The following is a 14,206-nucleotide window of genomic DNA, read 5'->3' as shown; positions in this document are numbered from 1 at the left end:
AAAAAGCCTTCTTATGAAAGGCTTTTAGTATATACTATTTCACTTATTTTAGCTGCAACGTATTTGATAAATTCTCCTCCAAATGTTCCCGTAAAGTAGAACCTGTATACTCTTTCCTAAATACACCAGCCTTCACGAATAAAGGAATCACTTTACTAAAGAATAGATCTAGTGATTTTTGAGGTCCTCCTGGAATGGCGATAAATCCATCTAACGCTCCTGCCTCAAACCTATCTATAACTTGTTTCGCAACGTCTTGCGCTGTACCAACCGCAACCCAATGAGCCGAGCCAACAACTTCTGGTCGTTCTAGTATTTGTTCGACAGTTGGTTCATTTTTAATAATGTAGTTGCGTAATAATTCAGCGTGTGTTTTACTGCGAACAGTTTGATCACGGCTTGGCAACATCTCTTCCGTAATTTTACTTTCTAGCGGAATCCCTCTCGCATTTAGTCCGAGAACCATTTCGAGTAACGAGTATCTCTTCTCTTTTGTTAGATGTTGATGTGCTTGCCTATGCATTTCTAACGCTTCTTCATATGTATCGCCAATAAAGAAATATAATCCAGGTAATACGCGTATATCATCTTGCTTTCGGCCATGCTGTTCTGCTCTTCTTCTTAAATCTTGACGCAGTTCTATCCCTGACTCTACATCCGGCGTTGCAGCAAAAATTGCATCCGCAACAGAAGCAGCGAAATTCCGCCCTGACTCTGAAGCACCAGCTTGAAATAATGGCATTTCTCCTACAATGTGCTGCGGAATATTAAGTGGACCTTTCACCTTAAAGTATTCACCATTATGCTCAATAGGCTTTACCATCTCTCTAATCATATCAGGGTTATCTACTTTCAATACTTCATTAGGATGACTTCCCCAAAGTTTTCTTACTAACGCTGTACATTCTGCCGCTTTCGCATATCGCTGCTCTGATGATGGCATCCCTTCCTCACCAAAGTTTTCAGCACCATCAATGGATGTAACAATATTCCACCCTACTCGGCCGTTACTAATCCAGTGTAAAGATTGTAATTGCCTCGCTAATATATATGGTGGGTAAAACGAAGTTGAAGCAGTCGTAACGACTCCAATTTTTTCCGTTGCATAAGCAATAGCCGTAAACAGTAACGTCGGATCTAAAATGACATTTCCCTTAGTACGAGCAATTAAATCTGGGTGCGCCACTAAATAATCTGCTTTAAAAACAAAATCTAACTTCGATTTTTCTGCTCGTTTCGCTAACTCTACTTGTTCATCAATTCCCGAATCAAATACACACTCTTCCTCTTTCTTTCTCGAAATTAAACATAATCCAATGCAAAGTTGATTTTTTGTAGACATATACACACCATCCCCTTGTTTTTAATTCACTTCGTTAAACAAATGTTGCTATCATTATGAGATTCCATTCTTATGAAAATAGATAAAATGATATTGATAATCATTATCATTTTATGATGTAACTGTAATAAATGCAATAAAAAAAGACTCCCACTAATGGAAGTCTCCTATCTCAATATTTCATTTGCTTCTTTTTCATAAATTTTATCAAATGAAGTCATAACGCGTTGTGACGCTGAAATCATTTTTTGATCTGTCATAAGATCAGCCATCTCTTTCGTCATATCTACATTTGAATTTTCTAGCATATGATTTTTTATTGTCCCTACTCCGTTCGGTAAATCAGCAATGTTTCCTTCTGCTAGTGTAAAACTTTTGTTCTCTCTTTGTACAAGACGATTATTCGCATCTGCACCTACTGTTTTTGTTTGCAAGCGGGCAATATTATTTTGTGTTACTGCATCATATAACGTACCGTCTGCTTGTACAGCTACTTTTGCTCCTTCTGGAATACGAATACGTTCATTATTCTCTCCCATTACGAAAGCGCCTGAAGTTGTTTGTAAATAACGATCACTATTTAATGTAAAACTACCGTCTCTCGTTAAAAACGTTTCATTATTTTTAGATGTAACGAAAAACGAAGCTGTGCCAGCAGTTCCATCATCTAAAAAGAAATCTGTATCACTATTTGTCATTTGTATATTTCCTTGTACTAAGTTCACATGTGTTGCGGCTGGAACTACAGCGTAATCGACCGAACCGATATTTGTCACAGCCCCATCTCCGCGGCGATATGTGTCTTGTACATCAAATACTTTAGAAGTCATATTTTCTGCTTTAAATCCTGTCGTTTGAGCATTTGCAACGTTATTCGAATGAACATTAATACGCTGCATGTAATTCATCATCCCCATAGAACCTATATAAAGACCGTTCATACTCGTTTGAATAAGGCGGTTGCCTTATTCTTCACCTCTTTTCTATGATGTTTGCAACATTTGTTTCGCTAAATGTTCAGCTGTAGCGATATGTATATGTTGCTTCACGTCTTGTCCGTCTGTCATTAATACAATTGGAGCCGATGATACTGCGGGAATTTTCAACAATTCACCACTACTTGCTGTTTCATCAAATTTCGTAAATACGATACCATCAATATGAATATCTTTAAAATTCGTAATGATTTCAATCATATCTTTACTTTTCATCGAAGCTGATAACGTTAAGCAAATATAATCTGGCTCTACTTGTCCCATCGTTTCAATCATTTCTTCTACTGTTTCTGACGCACGATAATTTTTTCCGGCTGTATCAATTAAAATATAATCGACGCGCGCTTCTTCTTTAAAATACGTAAGCGCTCTTGTCATTGCAGCTTCATCACGTACAGCGATTACTTCAAATCCAATTGTCTTTACGTAATCTTGCAGCTGCTGCACTGTCCCAATGCGAGAATGGTCTGTCGTAATGAAACCAACCGTTTTTTTCTTACCGTGAAACTGCCACGCCATTTTCGCAAGTGTCGTCGTTTTTCCAACACCAGTTGGACCAATTAATGCTATTGTTTGTACTTCTTTTTCAAAAACGTTTTCCGTGCTGAAATGAGATCTCATATCTTCTAGTATATATCCGATCACTTCTTCTTCTGTAATCATCGTCGCATTCTCAAACTTTACTTTTAACTTTTCAGCATATGCATGAATGAAGTATTGTTCTACATCGTTTTGTTCTAGCATACGAATTACCTTTTGAATAATAAACGGTACAGATTCTTGGTTTTCTTTTTTTACAACCACTTCTTCTTTCTTGACCGGAACAACTTTTTTCACAGCTTTTTGCTTTTTCGTTACTTTCGTTTCTTCCGTCTGTTTCACAACGACGATACCTTTTTCAAACAGCTTTAATAGTTTTTCTTTCTTTCTTGCCCATTCTTCACTATTTCCTGTTTGCATCGCTGCGTATGACATAGGAGTCGTCACGTTTTCTAAATTGTGCAGTACCGATTGAATTCCGTTCGCCTTCACAATTTGTTCTGAAGGATCATTCACAACGTCCATTAATTGTTCATGAAATTGAGCTGTACCTTCATTCACTTCTTCCTGTTTATCCTCTGGAAAAGCAACTAACATTTCATAATTCTTTTTCCAAAAAAACGGGATATTTCGTTTTACACTTTCATCGACAACGTAATAATAATCTGTACCATATTGGTCAAATAACTTTCGATACAATTCATTTTTCGAAGCTGCTTTTATTCGCATTAACGCTTCTTTCTTTTCTGTACTTTCCATTACTTCACCCCCTACTATTCAATATAGGCAATTTGATCTACAACAATTTCTGGTGCTAATTCGCTAATACAAAGTACTTGCGCTTCTACTTGATAACGCTCAAGAAGTCTTACAATCGCAAACCTGAAATCTTTTCTACGCGTTAATAATACTGGTTCTCTTCCCATTAATCGGGCTTGTTTAAATACGCGTTGTACTTGCTCAACGACTCGCGTTTCTAAATCTAAATCCCAATTTAATAAATAACCTTGGTAAGAATTGTTCACAACATCCGCATCTAGCTCGATTGAATCTGAGAAGAGCGCCGCGTAAATTTTACCGTCAGGATTTTTCGCATTTTCACAAATAACTTTTGAAATACATTCACGGACGAATGACGTTACACCGTCCACGTGGTTTTGATAAATTTCTTTTCCGTCAATAATACCTTCAATAATGGTTGGCAAATCACGAATAGAAATGCCTTCTTTTAAAAGTTGTTTAATAACATTTTGAACGAGTGATAAGTCGATTTCTTTCTTCTTAATCTCTTCTAATAAAACGCCATTATCATTCTCAAGTGAGTTAATTAAGTCTTTTACATGTTGACGCTGAATTAACTCATGAAGATTACGTCTAACGACAACATCTAAATGCGTAATTAATATGCTAAGTGGCTCTAATACTTGATAGCCTTTCATCTGCGCATCTTGTACCATATGCTCTAAAATCCAATATCCATCTTCACCGAAAATTGGATCTTTCGCTGGTTCTGCATCTAAATCGGCCATTACATTCGGTGTTTTCAGTGCTAATAAGTAACCTGATTTTAAAACACCTTCAGCTGCCTTCGCACCTTTAATACGAATAATGTAACGTCCACGTGGTCTAAAACTCGTATTATCTTTAAAGTTAATGCCAGGAACGTTAATACCAAGGTCGGTAATAATGGACTTCCTCATAAGAACAACTTTATCACGAGCTGTTTCCCCGTTAATCTTCTGCTTTACAAGTGCTGCTAAATCTAAACCGAGCTCTACAATAATTGGATATTTATCTGTAAATACTCCGAATGAATCTTCCACTTGTTGCAGTTGCTCATCTTCGCCTTGAATCATTTCTAATTCTTTTTGAAGCTCATCTTCTTTTTCTTTCTTTATTCGGTTTTTATTGCGAATTCCTAAGAAGATAATTGTTCCACCAACGAGTGCGAATGGTAGAAATGGTAGCGGAGTAAAAATACCCATCGCTATAAATAAACCACCAAGCGCATATACAACAACTTCATGTGCTAATAACTCTTTAAAGATACCTTCTGTCACTGTATCCGCTGAACCATCAAATACACGTGTTACGATAATACCAGTTGAAATCGCAAGCATTAACGAACCAATTTGGTTTACAATTCCGTCACCGACAGTTAACTGTGTATAGTGAATAGCTGCGTCAGCAAAGCTCATGCCCTGCTGCATCATGCCGACAATTAAACCGAAAATAATGTTTACGAATAAAATGACAATCCCGAAAATAACGTCCCCTTTAATGAACTTCCCGGCACCATCCATCGCTCCGTAAAACTCTGTTTCCATATTTAACTTTTTTCGTTTTGCCTGTGCATCTTTTTCAGTAATAATACGCTGGTTTAAATCAGCATCGATCGACATTTGTTTCCCCGGTAAAGAATCAAGTGTAAAACGAGCTGCAACTTCAGCTGTACGAGACGCACCGTTTGCAACGATAAACTGGAATATGATTAATACTATGAAAATAACGATACCAATTAATAAGTTCCCGCCAATTACGAACTGGCCGAACTCTTCAATAACATGCCCAGCATTTCCGTCTGTCAAAATCGCTCGCGTCGTCGATACGTTAATCGATACGCGGAAAATCCCGATTAATAACAACATCGTCGGAAATGACTTTAATTCATCCCACTCGTTAATACTTGTTGCTCGCATATAAATAAGCACTGACATACTTAGTAGAAAAACGATAACGATATCAAGTATAAATGGTGGAAGTGGAATTAAGAGCGCCACTACGAATGACGCTGCTAAAAAGATAGAAAAATAGGTTCTTGCAGAATCTATCTTAAACACAAGAGATCTCCTCCAACCGCGCTATTATACTTCAAGTTCATTCGTTTGAATTAAATAGCGCATAACTTCAATTACAGCTACGTATAAATCTTCTGGAATCGTCTCATCTTCCTCGACTTGATAATATAAAGAACGAGCAAGCGGACGGTTTTCCACCATTGGTATTTCTTGTTCGCGGGCAAGCGTTCGTATATATAATGCGAGCTCATCTTCCCCTTTTGCAACGACAATTGGCGCCGCATCAACCTGTTTATTGTAACGAAGTACGACCGAAATATGAGTCGGGTTGTTTACAATAAATGTTGCACCATCCATTTTCTTCGCAATTGTCCCTTGCAAGATCGCGTGCATAAAGTTTTTTCGTTTCCCCTTCACTTGCGGGTCCCCTTCATTATCTTTATGCTCTTGTTTTACTTCTTCTTTTTTCATCTTAATATCTTGTTCGTACTCCCATTTTTGATAAATAAAATCAATAATAGATAGAACGATTAATATAATTAAAATAGCTAAAAAGATAAATTTAATTTGCCTAATAATTTCAGTAAGTGACGCAGTCCAGTTAAATCCAATCATACTCACGATCTTCTCTAAATTCTTTTTAAAGAGAACGTAAGCAACGTAACCGATTAGTCCCATATAAAACAGTGATTTCAAAATATCTACTAAACTTTTACGACTAAACAATCTTGTAAAATAGTTTTTTGGGTTAATACGCGACGCTTTTGGCTTAATGACTTTAGAAGAAAATAAGAAACCGACTTGAATCATATAATTGAATAAATGAAAAGCGTATACGAGTATTAATATAGGCGCTGATACTTTTAATAATAAAATTCCCATTAAATAAAAATACTCTGTCGAATCTGTATTTTTTCCAATTTGATCAAACAGCACCGCTACAGAGTTTGCAATCTCAAACCCTAGCCAATCTCCGAAAAAGTAAACGACAACTGCTAATACAAGAATGGAAAATAAATTATTTAAATCTTTACTCCGGGCAATATTCCCTTCTTCACGCGATTTCTTACGCTTCTGCGGGGTGGCCTTTTCTGTTTTATTATCCTTTGCCATGCGCGTCCCCCTACTTCGTTAAGAAAAAGTTAAATAGTTTCGTATATTCTTCAAGCAATACATCCGTCATATTTTTAAACACATAACCGAGCATCGGTACACTCATCGCAATAAACAAAATACCACATGTAATTTTAATTACGAATGCATTCATAAAAATATTTAATTGAGGTGCATTTTTTGCGATTAATATAAGAACAAAGTTAATGATGAATAAACTTCCCATAAGCGGCAGAGCAATTTCAACCGCTGATGTGATCGCAAATAATAACGTTGCGAGTAGACTATCTAAAAAACTAGTCGTCAGCAATTTTGAAATCGCCTCTGTATATTGAAACGACTTTAAAATCGTGGCAACGAAATAATTAATACCGCCAAGTGAAATAAAAATAATGAGAAAAAATATATCAAAAATGGTTGAAAGTAAAGTAGACTGTGAACCTGCATTTACATCAAACAAACTTGCCTGTGATAAACCGATATCAAAGTCTAAAATATGCCCTGCCATTTTTGGAATATTCCACAGCATTTCTACAATTTTTGAAAGTGATAATCCAATTACAATTTGCGTACCTGCATAAGCTGCCACGTCCCAAGTTGTCTTTATGTGAGAGACATCAACTTGATCGGCAACTGTGATTGAAAGAGCAAGTCCAACTGTAACCTTTGCCATCGCTGGAATGGATCGACCTGAGAAAAACGGTAAAAAATATAAAAATGAAGTAATGCGGCAAAACGCAAAAAACGTCGCCGCCCATAATTCCATATTCATTTCAGTTCACCTATCTTAGTACGAACGCAATAGCGATGGGATTTTATCAAATAAATCTAAAATAAGCGTCGTTAACTCTTGAAACATCCACGGACCTAAAATGATAATAACGAGTACAATACTCGCCATTTTCGGTAAAAACGTCAGCGTCTGTTCTTGAATTTGCATCATCGCCATAATGACAGCGATAATAATAACGACAATCATACTAACGCCGGCAACCGGCATTAAAATCATAACCCCTTTATAAAAAAAGGTTTGAAAAATATCTATAATTGGTGACGTATTCATTTATATGACTCCTATCACATAGCATCAAACGCTTCAGGCGACCGTTTTAAACATAATGTCGACGATTTTTGTATATCCACCTAAATATACGAAAACGAGTATTTTAAATGGTAAACTTAAAATCATCGGCGGTACCATCATCATCCCGAGGTACATTAAAAGTGTACTAATAATTAAATCTATAAATACAAACGCTAAATAAATGAACATCCCTGTTAACAATCCTTTTTGAATTTGCGTTAACGTAAAGGATGGTACGAGCGTAAATAGGGAAAGATCTTTCAAATCTTTCGGCAACTCTTCTCCGCGCACTTTCAGCATCATTTTTAAATCATGCTTATACGTATGCTTTGACATATACTCTTTCATAATCGGAGCTGTCGTCTCCGCAGCTTGACTTACTGTTATTTTCTCTTTCGTCATCGGATCCCACACATCGCTCTTTAGCTGCCCAAGTACAGGCTGCATCGTAAAGAGTGATAAAAATAATGCAAGTCCAACAAGTACTTGGTTCGGTGGTAAATTCATTACCCCAAGTCCTTGACGTGTAATCCCAAGAACGATCATAAAATAAGTAAAATGTGTAAATAATAGAACGATAGAAGAAGATAATGATAAAAGGGTAACGAGCGCAAATAATTGTACACTTGAATTACTCGTAAACTCTTTTCCATTTTCGAAATTAATAAAACCGTTCGGGGCCGCATACGCTGGATTTACAAAAACAATTGAAAAAACGATAGAAAATACGAAAATAACGGCTAATAATGATAACTGTTTCTTTATTCTCATGATGGATCCTCTACTTTTTTCGTTTCACTCTTCACCGCGTCTTCTAGCGCTTGTTGAAACTGATTTCCTGTTCCTGTTAATTGCACAGATTGTACACCGTTATTACTAATAACAGTGAACACTTGCTTACCATCCACTTCAAATAAAAAGGCACTCGTTTGATGATTTAAATACACGCCGTCTTTCACTTGAATATGGCCATTTTCACCTTGTTTAAAAAACTGCTGCTTGCGCGTCTTTTTCGTCATATAATATGCACCGTAGCCGAGCGCACCAAACAGTAAAACGACTTGAAATAAGGTCGTCATATACGACATATGACTCCTCCTCTACTCTTTATCTTGCATTTGACTTTGCGCTTTCATAAGCGCAGCTTGCTTCTTATCGGCTTCAATTTCAGAAATGATAATACCAAACTTCTCGTCCATTACGATCGCTTCACCGATGCCGACTTTCATATTACTTAAATACACATCTACTTTATGTCCTAGGTTTTTCTCTACTTCCAGAACATCGCCAACTTTTAACTGTTTCACATCACCAAGCGTAATAGATGACTTTCCAAGCTTTACACCAAGTTCAATCGAAATATCTGAAACGGTATCAATATGTGCTTTACCCGCTTCATTTCGCTTTCCTGCAAAATCTTCTAATCCCATTAATGACACAGGAGATACTTCATGCTTCATATGGATCCTCCTACTCTACAAAACTTTTAAATAAGAGCGCCTTACGCGTTCCATCTTTTCCAATAAAACAATTAAATTTATGCTTTCCATCTACATAACCAAGTAATTCATCTGAAACTTTCGTATGAAGCGGAATAATATCGCCTTCTTCAATTTGTTCAATCTCACCCATTGTCATCTTCTGCTCCCCAATTGCAACGTGAACAGGTTTATACACTTGATTTACTTTCACTTCCACTTCAGACGTATACTTCTTACGTTTATCCGAAGAATGTTCGACAATATTTTCAGACGTTAACTTATCCATAATTTCTTCAACAGATAAGAACGGAATACCGATACGCACCGTCGTATTCCAAAAATCTGTTTTCATATTTACGTTCAGTAATGAAATGATATCACTTGCTGTCGTAATTTTTAATGCATTCGGGTCTGTCTCCGTCGTTACAAATTTCGGTTCAATCGCAACAACGCTTTCAAATGATTGCTCTAAATTTTTGCAAAGGAGCATAAAAATATTATCCAGTGTTAAAAACTCAAATGCGGTAAGTGGTCTGCGCATCGTAAAGTTACGCTTACTATCTCCACCAAGCCAACATTCATGAATATAAATAACGAACGCTAAATCAATCTCAATAACAATTTCTCCAAGCTCCGGAAGGCCAAGATCAATAACGCAATATAAATAGTAATCTTTCGGCATTTTCTCCACATACTCACTCGTAAACGGAACTTGCTCAACCGTTGAAGGCTCAAGCTCAATTGGAATACGCATACGCGCTGCCAACGTCTGTGACGTCTGTTTACCAAATGTAGAAGCAATCGCTTGCAAGCTACGTAAATGCTCAACACCGAACTTTTCCGGTCTATTAAAATCATACTCTTGAAATTTCTCTTGCTTCCCTGCTTCTTGTGCGAAAGCTGGCATTTCCTCGCCTTCATTTACCGCCTTCAGCAGGGCATCAATTTGCTCTTGGCTTAATTTTTCGCCACTCATGACAATCCCCTTCCCTACCTTTTCAATTCAACGATTTCAACGTACATCTTCCCGTTTTTCGTCAAAATCTTTCCGGTTCCAATCTCTTCATTCTCAAGCATAAGACGCACCGTATTTTTCGTTGAATTTTCAAGACGATACAATGTACCTTTCGTAATATGAAGCAAATCTTCAATTTTCTTTTTCGTATTTCCGATTTCAAAATAAATTGTTAACGGAATATCATCTTGTAATTTCAAATCTAGCCAACTCCCATATCATGTTCACGAAAATTTCATGTTCTCTCTATATATGAAACTTCTTATTTTGAAACGTCGATATTTAATATTTTTTTAATATATCCTTGCGTTTCTTTAAATGGCGGTACGCCTCCGTACTTTCTCACATTACCAGGACCTGCATTATAAGATGCAAGCGCTAATACAAGATCGCCGTTATTTTTCTTCAAATAACCGCTTAACTCTTTCACACCGCCTTCAATACTTTCAGCTGGTGAAAATGGATTTTTTATACCCATCTCTTTCACATTCGCTGGCATAAGCTGCATAAGACCCATCGCACCTGCATGTGACACCGTTTTCGGATTAAAATCAGATTCTACTTCAATCATTTTTTGAATTAACGTTTTCGGAATTCCGTATGTACGGCTAGTTCGATCAATAATATCCTCATACTTTCCTTCATTGGAAGAACGTATTTTTTGAATATTATACTTCTTCGTTAATTCCCACGTATCAGCAGCTTCATTTTTCGTTTCTGGGAAACGTCGTTCAAACTCTTTTTGTGCGACTTGCACTTCATCTACGTTCTTCGTTTCAGCCTTTTCTTCAGGCTTACTCGCTTCCTCTACTTTATTAATAGATTGTTCCGGTTTATTTACGACCGTTTCTATTTTTGTAGATTGTACCGGCTGACTCATATCCTCTACCTTTGCCGGCTGCGTAGTATCCTTCGTCTCCTTCGCAGGGTCACTCTGCAACTTCTCTTGAAAACGACTACTAACGAATGCTTGTGGACTACTTAGCTTTTGCTGAATTTGTCCTTTCCTATATGCAAGCACTTCTTTTACTATATTTCCAACTAACATAATATCACCTTTTCGGTAAACAAAGATAATCTAATATTAGAGTTTTTTTTTAAAGTTTGCAATAATCCTTTTAATAATATTGTAATAAAAAAATGAATATATTGTTAAACTGTTATTTTTTTATATTTATTAATTCGAATTTTTAGTTGACACCCGCTATGACAGGGATTACAATAAATCTCGAAATTGATTTTTTCGCATATTACCGTTTTTCAATTTGCAGAAAAGTCAATATAAAAAAATGGGGGTTCTTAACATGAGAATTAATACAAACATTAATAGCATGCGTACGCAAGAGTACATGCGCCAAAACCAAGCTAAAATGAGCAACTCTATGGACCGTTTATCAAGCGGTAAACGTATCAACAACGCTTCTGACGATGCAGCAGGTCTTGCAATCGCAACTCGTATGCGTGCACGTGAAAGCGGATTAGGTGTTGCAGCTAATAACACACAAGACGGTATTTCTTTAATCCGTACAGCTGACTCAGCAATGAACTCAGTATCTAACATCTTACTTCGTATGCGTGACCTTGCTAACCAATCTGCAAACGGCACAAATACAGATAAAAACCAAGGCGCACTTGACAAAGAGTTCGCTGCATTAAAAGAACAAATTGATTACATCTCTAAAAACACAGAATTCAATGATAAAAAATTATTAGACGGCAGCAACAAAGCTATCGCAATTCAAACATTAGATTCTGAAGATAAAGGTAAACAAATCGAGATTAAGTTATCTGATTCTTCTACTGCTGCACTAAAAATCAATAACTTAAGCATCGCTGCTAATGGACTTGGTATCGGTTCTGGCAACGCGTTAGTTGGTGTTGCTGATAAAACTGCTGCTAATAACTCTGCCAAAGCCCTAAGAGAATTAACAGGATTAACAGGTAGTGGTGAAACAACAGGTGATAGAACTACTGCAGTCGGCACTTTTAAAACTAAATTTGATGAAGTTAAAGCTGGTATGAATTCTGAAGATGTTAAAAACATTGAAGCTGCAATTAAAAAATTCGAAGAGCCTACTAGTGGTAATACTCTAGAAAATGCTAAAGCTATTGGCGAGGCATTTAAAGCTGCTGCAGCTCCACTCCAAACAGATGAAATTACTGCTGCAGGCGACAAATCAACAGCTCTATCTAACTTGACTACTACCGCTGATGCTCAAGCTAGAAAAACTGCAATGGATCAGTTCTCTGCTGCTTTTAATGAAGTAAAAGGTGGTATGAATAAAAGCGATGTAGCAAAAATCGAATCTGCTATTGATAACTTCAATAAAATGGATGGATCTGGAAATACACTTGAAGCTGCTCGTGCAATCGGAGATGCATTTAAAGCTGCTACTACTGACGGACCAACTTCAACAGCAAACGATGCTAATGCAGCAATTAAAGCAATCGATGCAGCACTAGAAACAATTGCATCTAACCGTGCAACTATGGGTGCTACATTAAACCGTCTTGACTTTAACGTAAACAACCTAAAGAGCCAAGCATCAAGCATGGCATCTGCTGCTTCTCAAGTAGAAGACGCTGACATGGCAAAAGAAATGTCTGAAATGACTAAGTTCAAAATCTTGAACGAAGCTGGCATCAGCATGCTTTCTCAAGCAAACCAAACTCCACAAATGGTTTCTAAATTATTACAATAATCCATTTGAGTGAGCTCTATGAATAAACCTCTCTGCTTGCGGAGAGGTTTATTTTTTCTATATAGACAGATTATTTATAAAAGCTGTTTTTTTATGTGGAAGAGAATATCCACGATATGTAGAAACGGTCAATGCTTATCTTGATCCCCTCTTATGTTAAAACACAAATAACAATAAGCATAAGCCCTTTATCCTTCCATGATCGTTTATTAGATTTAGAGTTATCGACTATATCAATCTATAAGGAGTGTCTATTATGCGTATTGGTACGAATGTTTTAAGTATGAATGCTAGGCAGTCGTTGTATGAAAATGAGAAGCGTATGAATGTGGCGATGGAACATTTGGCGACTGGTAAGAAATTAAATAACGCTTCTGATAATCCTGCCAATGTTGCAATTGTGACTCGTATGCATGCGAGAGCAAGTGGTATGCGCGTGGCGATTCGTAATAATGAGGATGCGCTATCAATGCTTCGGACAGCGGAAGCTGCTCTTCAAACTGTGACGAATATTTTACAGCGCATGCGTGATTTAGCTGTTCAATCTGCTAATGGTACAAATTCAAATAAAAACCGTGATTCACTAAATAAAGAGTTTCAATCTTTAACAGAACAAATTGGCTATATTGATGAGACGACTGAGTTTAATGATTTATCCGTGTTCGACGGTCAAAACCGTCCTGTTACATTAGATGATATTGGTCATACAGTAAATATAACAAAACATATTCCTCCTTCCCCTACACAACATGACATCAAGATTTCAACAGAACAAGAAGCAAGAGCGGCGATCCGTAAAATTGAAGAGGCTTTACAAAATGTATCACTTCATCGTGCTGATCTTGGGGCTATGATGAACCGTTTACAGTTTAATATTGAAAATTTAAATAGCCAAAGTATGGCCCTAACAGATGCCGCCTCTCGAATTGAAGATGCAGATATGGCGCAGGAAATGAGCGATTTTTTAAAGTTTAAATTGTTAACTGAAGTTGCACTTAGTATGGTTTCACAAGCAAATCAAATTCCGCAAATGGTTTCCAAGTTACTACAATCTTAAAAAATCATCTTCCTTCTATGAAACGATTCCATACAAAACAAAAGGGAAATACATATAAACTATGTATCTCCCTTTTATT

15 protein-coding genes are annotated in these 14,206 nt (G+C 36.8%); 2 read left to right on the top strand and 13 right to left on the bottom strand.

Annotated elements, in window-relative coordinates:
- Positions 1-43: 43 nt before the first annotated feature.
- The 13 genes from ACHZK0_RS08505 to ACHZK0_RS08445 form a co-directional block, all read right to left on the bottom strand.
- On the bottom strand, positions 44-1,342 hold the full coding sequence (locus ACHZK0_RS08505) for an NtaA/DmoA family FMN-dependent monooxygenase (RefSeq protein WP_395761424.1): 1,299 nt from the start codon (positions 1,340-1,342) through the stop codon (positions 44-46).
- Between the two features lie 167 nt (positions 1,343-1,509).
- Positions 1,510-2,283, bottom strand: coding sequence for a flagellar basal-body rod protein FlgG (locus ACHZK0_RS08500; protein ID WP_262741624.1), 774 nt, complete (start codon positions 2,281-2,283; stop codon positions 1,510-1,512).
- Positions 2,284-2,325: 42 nt separating this feature from the next.
- On the bottom strand, positions 2,326-3,636 hold the full coding sequence (gene flhF / locus ACHZK0_RS08495; RefSeq protein ID WP_395761423.1) for a flagellar biosynthesis protein FlhF: 1,311 nt from the start codon (positions 3,634-3,636) through the stop codon (positions 2,326-2,328).
- Between the two features lie 14 nt (positions 3,637-3,650).
- Positions 3,651-5,717, bottom strand: coding sequence for a flagellar biosynthesis protein FlhA (gene flhA / locus ACHZK0_RS08490; protein WP_000472554.1), 2,067 nt, complete (start codon positions 5,715-5,717; stop codon positions 3,651-3,653).
- A gap of 24 nt (positions 5,718-5,741) precedes the next feature.
- The gene (gene flhB, locus ACHZK0_RS08485) at positions 5,742-6,788 is read right to left on the bottom strand and encodes a flagellar type III secretion system protein FlhB (protein ID WP_001030092.1); all 1,047 of its coding nucleotides are present in this window, start codon (positions 6,786-6,788) and stop codon (positions 5,742-5,744) included.
- 10 nt (positions 6,789-6,798) lie between these two features.
- A complete protein-coding gene (locus ACHZK0_RS08480) occupies positions 6,799-7,560 on the bottom strand; it encodes a flagellar biosynthetic protein FliR (protein ID WP_001055715.1) in 762 nt (253 codons plus the stop codon).
- 15 nt (positions 7,561-7,575) lie between these two features.
- On the bottom strand, positions 7,576-7,851 hold the full coding sequence (locus ACHZK0_RS08475; RefSeq protein WP_001098085.1) for a flagellar biosynthetic protein FliQ: 276 nt from the start codon (positions 7,849-7,851) through the stop codon (positions 7,576-7,578).
- Positions 7,852-7,884: 33 nt separating this feature from the next.
- Complete coding sequence (locus ACHZK0_RS08470; protein ID WP_001220587.1) at positions 7,885-8,643, bottom strand: flagellar type III secretion system pore protein FliP; 759 nt, start codon at positions 8,641-8,643, stop codon at positions 7,885-7,887.
- On the bottom strand, positions 8,640-8,960 hold the full coding sequence (locus ACHZK0_RS08465; RefSeq protein ID WP_000121176.1) for a hypothetical protein: 321 nt from the start codon (positions 8,958-8,960) through the stop codon (positions 8,640-8,642). The genes ACHZK0_RS08470 and ACHZK0_RS08465 overlap by 4 nt, the downstream gene beginning before the upstream one ends.
- Before the next feature lie 12 nt (positions 8,961-8,972).
- Positions 8,973-9,332: a flagellar motor switch protein FliN gene (gene fliN / locus ACHZK0_RS08460; protein WP_000680010.1), complete on the bottom strand. Its 360-nt coding sequence runs from the start codon at positions 9,330-9,332 to the stop codon at positions 8,973-8,975.
- 10 nt (positions 9,333-9,342) lie between these two features.
- On the bottom strand, positions 9,343-10,329 hold the full coding sequence (fliM, locus tag ACHZK0_RS08455; protein WP_064459929.1) for a flagellar motor switch protein FliM: 987 nt from the start codon (positions 10,327-10,329) through the stop codon (positions 9,343-9,345).
- Between the two features lie 14 nt (positions 10,330-10,343).
- Positions 10,344-10,568 (bottom strand): flagellar motor switch protein FliN, encoded by a 225-nt coding sequence (locus ACHZK0_RS08450; protein WP_000775712.1) that lies wholly within the window; start codon positions 10,566-10,568, stop codon positions 10,344-10,346.
- 62 nt (positions 10,569-10,630) lie between these two features.
- Positions 10,631-11,416: a transglycosylase SLT domain-containing protein gene (locus tag ACHZK0_RS08445; RefSeq protein ID WP_395761422.1), complete on the bottom strand. Its 786-nt coding sequence runs from the start codon at positions 11,414-11,416 to the stop codon at positions 10,631-10,633.
- Positions 11,417-11,672: 256 nt separating this feature from the next.
- Between ACHZK0_RS08445 and ACHZK0_RS08440 the strand changes: the two genes are divergently transcribed.
- Positions 11,673-13,070, top strand: coding sequence for a flagellin (locus ACHZK0_RS08440; protein WP_395761421.1), 1,398 nt, complete (start codon positions 11,673-11,675; stop codon positions 13,068-13,070).
- A 256-nt stretch (positions 13,071-13,326) separates the two neighbouring features.
- On the top strand, positions 13,327-14,127 hold the full coding sequence (locus ACHZK0_RS08435; protein WP_395761420.1) for a flagellin: 801 nt from the start codon (positions 13,327-13,329) through the stop codon (positions 14,125-14,127).
- Positions 14,128-14,206 lie beyond the last annotated feature (79 nt).

Origin of the sequence: Bacillus sp. 3G2, assembly GCF_044324725.1 — a bacterium.
GTDB classification, from domain to species: domain Bacteria; phylum Bacillota; class Bacilli; order Bacillales; family Bacillaceae_G; genus Bacillus_A; species Bacillus_A mobilis.
Note: the sequence above shows the minus strand (reverse complement) of the source record. Positions and strands in the feature narration are given on the sequence as shown.

Excerpts from the sequence above, each read along its gene's own strand:
- flhB (WP_001030092.1), bottom strand. The coding sequence starts at position 6,788 with ATGGCAAAGGATAATAAAACAGAAAAGGCCACCCCGCAGAAGCGTAAG.
- flhF (WP_395761423.1), bottom strand. The coding sequence starts at position 3,636 with ATGGAAAGTACAGAAAAGAAAGAAGCGTTAATGCGAATAAAAGCAGCT.
- fliM (WP_064459929.1), bottom strand. The coding sequence starts at position 10,329 with ATGAGTGGCGAAAAATTAAGCCAAGAGCAAATTGATGCCCTGCTGAAG.
- ACHZK0_RS08440 (WP_395761421.1), top strand. The coding sequence starts at position 11,673 with ATGAGAATTAATACAAACATTAATAGCATGCGTACGCAAGAGTACATG.
- ACHZK0_RS08475 (WP_001098085.1), bottom strand. The coding sequence starts at position 7,851 with ATGAATACGTCACCAATTATAGATATTTTTCAAACCTTTTTTTATAAA.
- ACHZK0_RS08465 (WP_000121176.1), bottom strand. The coding sequence starts at position 8,960 with ATGTCGTATATGACGACCTTATTTCAAGTCGTTTTACTGTTTGGTGCG.
- ACHZK0_RS08445 (WP_395761422.1), bottom strand. The coding sequence starts at position 11,416 with ATGTTAGTTGGAAATATAGTAAAAGAAGTGCTTGCATATAGGAAAGGA.
- ACHZK0_RS08480 (WP_001055715.1), bottom strand. The coding sequence starts at position 7,560 with ATGAATATGGAATTATGGGCGGCGACGTTTTTTGCGTTTTGCCGCATT.
- ACHZK0_RS08505 (WP_395761424.1), bottom strand. The coding sequence starts at position 1,342 with ATGTCTACAAAAAATCAACTTTGCATTGGATTATGTTTAATTTCGAGA.
- ACHZK0_RS08435 (WP_395761420.1), top strand. The coding sequence starts at position 13,327 with ATGCGTATTGGTACGAATGTTTTAAGTATGAATGCTAGGCAGTCGTTG.
- ACHZK0_RS08500 (WP_262741624.1), bottom strand. The coding sequence starts at position 2,283 with ATGAACGGTCTTTATATAGGTTCTATGGGGATGATGAATTACATGCAG.
- ACHZK0_RS08470 (WP_001220587.1), bottom strand. The coding sequence starts at position 8,643 with ATGAGAATAAAGAAACAGTTATCATTATTAGCCGTTATTTTCGTATTT.
- fliN (WP_000680010.1), bottom strand. The coding sequence starts at position 9,332 with ATGAAGCATGAAGTATCTCCTGTGTCATTAATGGGATTAGAAGATTTT.